The sequence below is a fragment of the Hymenobacter persicinus genome, assembly GCF_004167665.1.
Taxonomy (GTDB): domain Bacteria; phylum Bacteroidota; class Bacteroidia; order Cytophagales; family Hymenobacteraceae; genus Hymenobacter; species Hymenobacter persicinus.
In genome coordinates this window covers 1-3,572 of sequence record NZ_SEWE01000105.1, presented here as the reverse complement: position 1 = coordinate 3,572, position 3,572 = coordinate 1, and the positions used below count along the sequence as shown (strand labels likewise).

3 protein-coding genes are annotated in these 3,572 nt (G+C 67.0%); 2 read left to right on the top strand and 1 reads right to left on the bottom strand.

Going from position 1 to position 3,572, the window contains the following annotated elements:
* Together EWM57_RS20745 and EWM57_RS20740 are read left to right on the top strand one after the other, a co-directional pair.
* Positions 1–1,202, top strand: a 1,202-nt coding sequence (locus tag EWM57_RS20745) for a chloride channel protein (RefSeq protein WP_207218373.1), incomplete at its 5' end; no start/stop codon positions are given.
* Positions 1,203–1,442: 240 nt separating this feature from the next.
* Positions 1,443–3,107 carry a hypothetical protein gene (locus tag EWM57_RS20740; protein WP_129923207.1) on the top strand — a complete coding sequence of 555 codons (1,665 nt, stop codon included), beginning with the start codon at positions 1,443–1,445 and terminating at the stop codon, positions 3,105–3,107.
* 99 nt (positions 3,108–3,206) lie between these two features.
* Here EWM57_RS20740 and EWM57_RS20735 read toward each other — a convergent pair.
* Positions 3,207–3,572, bottom strand: a 366-nt coding sequence (locus tag EWM57_RS20735; RefSeq protein WP_129923206.1) for an SDR family oxidoreductase, incomplete at its 5' end; no start/stop codon positions are given.

The window sequence follows — 3,572 nt, the reverse complement described above, 5'->3', positions numbered from 1 at the left end:
TGCTCAGCGGCCTGGTCGGGGTGCTGGCCGGCTCAGCTTCGGCCCTGTTTCTGGTGTCGCTCGACTGGGTGACGCGCTGGCGGGAGTTGCACGCGTGGGCGCTGCTGCTACTGCCGGCGGCGGGGCTGGTAATCGGACTGGCTTACCACTATTTCGGCCGGGAGGCCGGGCGCGGCAACAACCTGATTCTGGACGAAATCCACGCGCCCCGCACTCCGGTGCCGCTACGCCTGGTGCCACTGGTACTAGGCGGTACCCTGCTCACTCACCTGTTTGGCGGCTCCGCCGGGCGCGAAGGCACGGCCGTACAGATGGGTGGCGCTTTGGCCGACCAACTCACCCGCTGGCTGCGGCTGCGCCCCCGCGACCGGCGCCTGCTGCTGATTGCGGGCATGAGCGGGGGCTTTGCTTCGGTGTTCGGTACGCCGCTGGCCGGGGCCATGTTTGGCCTGGAAGTGCTGCTGCTGGGCTCCATTCGTTACGACGCCCTGCTGCCCGCCTTCCTGGCCGCTACTAGCGCCGACTTCGTCACCAGGGCTTGGGGTGTGGGCCACACGGCTTACCCGCAGCTGGCGGCCTTGCCCCTCACGCCCCAGTCAGTAGGCTGCACCCTGCTGGCCGGGGCCCTGTTTGGCCTCACGGCCCGCAGCTTCGCGGCCCTCACGCACTGGGTTGGCCGGCAGTTTGCCCGCTTGGCCTACCCGCCGCTGCGGCCGGTGCTCGGGGGCGTGCTGCTGGTGGCGCTGGTGGGCGCGCTGGGTACCACCCGTTACCTGGGCCTGGGCGTGCCCGTCATCGTGGAGGCGTTTCAAACCCCGCTGGGCCCCCAGGATTTTGCCTGGAAATTGCTGCTGACGGCCCTCACGCTGGGGTGCGGCTTCCGGGGTGGGGAAGTGACGCCACTGTTTTTCATCGGTGCCACGCTGGGCTCGGCGCTGGCCGTGGTGCTGCCCCTGCCGGTGGCGCTGCTGGCCGCCATGGGCTTTGTGGGCGTGTTTGCCGGCGCCGCCAACACGCCCCTGGCCTGCCTGCTGATGGGACTGGAGCTGTTTGGAATGCCGGCCGGCATCTACCTGGCCCTGGCCTGCGTGGTGGCCTACCTGTTTTCGGGGCACCGCGGCATCTATTCGGCGCAGGTGGTGGGCCAAGCCAAGCACCGGCGGCTGAGCCGGGAGCAGGGCAAACGGCTGGGGGAGCTGTAAGGCTGTTTTTTTCGGGCGAATACTCGCCAAATAGTTCGTCGATGGCTGGCGGGCTACCCGTCCGTCCGTAGCTTTGCCGCGCCTATGAGGTCAGCTGCCGGCCAGCCGCGTGCAACCCTTTTGCGCCGGCGCTGCTCCCTCTGGCAAGGCGTCGGCCGGCCACCCGACGCTACCAGCCTACCGTGGCCGCCCTTCCTATTGCTTTATTCCTTCCATTTTTTTTCATCCATTCCCTGTTTCATGCTTACCTCTATTCCTTCTCTATTGCCCCGCTTGGGCTTATTGGCCGCACTAACGGCTTCTTCACTGGCCGCGCAGGCGCAGGTAGCCGCTCCCGTCTGGGCTTCGGTGCGCCGCTCCTCCGGCATCGCCGGCGACTTTGCCCGGGCCACCAAAGTGGTACTTGCCGCCGACGGCAGCCAGCTCGTCAGCGGCGCCTTTGATGGTTCGATGACCCTCGACGGCCAGACGCTGACCGTAAGCCAAGGTCAGGTCGGGCTGTTTTTGGCCAAGTACAACGCCAACGGCACCCTGGCCTGGCTGCGGCAGGGCGTGCTTTCCAGCCACGAGGAAGGCGGAGTCACGGTGAGCGTGGATGCGGCCGGCAACGCTTACCTGGTGGGGTATTTCACGGATTACGTCACCTTCGGCAGCACCACGCTCAACACCACGAACAACTACGCCGACGCGTTTGTGTACAAGTTCGACCCCCAGGGCAACGTGCTCTGGGCCCGCAGCGGGGGCGTCACCAACGGCGACGCCTACTGCGTGGGCAGCGCCACCGACGCGGCCGGTAACGTCTACCTGACCGGCGACTTCACCGGCAGCCTCGGCTTCGGCGGCCCCGCCGTGTCGCCCGTGTCGCCCTCCAGCGACGTGTATATCTGTAAGCTGACCCCGGCCGGCACCGTGGCCTGGATTCGCACCGGCGGCTCGGCCAATTCCGACGTCAGCAACGCCATTGCCGTCGATGCCGCCGGCAACGCCTACATCACCGGCGCTACCTCGGTTGTAGCCACCTTCGGCAACGTGGTGTTGCCCAGTCTGGGCGAGGAAGACTTGTTTCTGACTAAATACGACGCCCAGGGCAACGTGCTGTGGGCCCGGCGCACCGGCGGCGTCAACTACGACCGGGGGACGGCCCTGGCCGTGGATGCCGCCACGGGCAGCGTGGCCGTGGCCGGTGCCGCCGACTACACCTTCGACATCAACAGCAGCCAGAGCAGCATCTACGTGGCCCGCTACAGCGACCAGGGTGTCCTGGCCTGGGAGCGGAAGATAACGCCCACCGAGCCTGACCTCTACAGCGGCTACGGCGTGGCCTTCGACAACCGCGGCGGCCTCTACATGACCGGCGACTTCCAGGGCAACGTCACGTTTGGCCCCACCACGCTCACTGCCGCCGAGCAGGATATGTACGCTGTCCGTTTCGACTCGCGCGGTAATGCCGTGTGGGCCGACCGGGTAGGGGGCTCCAACACGAACTTTGGCGCCGCTATCGGTTTGGCCGTCAACACCGACCCGAGCGGCAACGCTTACTTCGCCGGGGCCGTGCTGGGTACCGTCAACTTCGGCTCTATCGTGAGTCAGGGCAATAGCGTCGATATGTTCGTGGCCAAACTCAACGCCGGTGGCACCCTCACCGCCGCCCGCGGGGCCGTGGCCGAGTTGCCGCTGAGCGTGTACCCGAACCCGGCGGCCGGCCGCGCCACGCTGGTGCTGCCCGCCGGTGGTGGCCGCCTTGTGCTGTCCGACGTGCTGGGGCGCCCGGTGCGGGAGCAGGCCCTGCCCGCCGTGGCCGGCCCGTGCCCCGTGGAGTTGACCGGCCTTACGCCCGGCCTGTATTTGCTGCGCGCCACGCTCGGCAACGGCCAGACCGCCAGCGCCCGCCTCACGGTGCGCTAAGCCGCTCCTCGTCGGCTTTCTGAAAAAGCAAAAAGCCAGTCCCGCTACTGAAGCGGGGCTGGCTTTTTTGTTTTCCGGCAGTCTGAAAATAGCTCTGGGTTAGCCGATGCTGCGAATCACTCCCCCGTCTACCCGCACCGAGGCGCCGTTGGTGGCCGCCGCCAGCGGGCTGCTCAAATACGCCACCATGCTGGCAATTTCGTCGGTGGTGATAAAGCGCTGGAGCAGGGACGATGGTCGGTCGTGCTGGAAGAAGTCGTGCTCAGCCTCTTCCTTGGTTTTGCCCTCGGTGGCCAGCTTGCGGATAAACTCGTCGACACCCTCGGAGGCCGTGGGGCCGGGCAGCACCGAGTTGACCGTGACGCCGGTGCCCTTGGTGAGCTCGGCCAGGCCGCGGGCCACGCCGAGCTGGGCGGTTTTGGTGGTGCCGTAGTGAATCATTTCCTGCGGAATCTGCAGGCCCGA

Excerpts from the sequence above, each read along its gene's own strand:
- EWM57_RS20740 (WP_129923207.1), top strand. The coding sequence starts at position 1,443 with ATGCTTACCTCTATTCCTTCTCTATTGCCCCGCTTGGGCTTATTGGCC.